The sequence below is a fragment of the Mesorhizobium sp. WSM4836 genome (assembly GCF_055811815.1).
Genome location: NZ_JBVVQF010000165.1, coordinates 1 through 233 on the forward strand (window position 1 = coordinate 1; position 233 = coordinate 233).

At 66.1% G+C, this 233-nt stretch carries 1 pseudogene; it reads left to right on the forward strand.

Annotation, left to right across the window (positions count from 1 at the left end):
* Positions 1 to 233: pseudogene (locus AC0L2P_RS32520) on the forward strand (hypothetical protein); the annotation flags it as partial.

The following is a 233-nucleotide window of genomic DNA, read 5'->3' on the forward strand; positions in this document are numbered from 1 at the left end:
CCAACATGCCCGGCTTCGCTCTGCCCGATCCGGCCTATTCCAATCCGATCGCCTGGGGCGGGGATCGCCCGATCGATATCGCCCTCTGGGTCTTCACCGAGACCTTCATCAACGGCCGGATGCGGGGGCTGTTCTCCCTGCTGTTCGGCGCCTCCATGCTGCTGATCCTGCAACGCGCCGATGAAGCCGGCGAGAATGGTGCCGCGCTGCACCTCCGTCGGATGGCCGTGCTG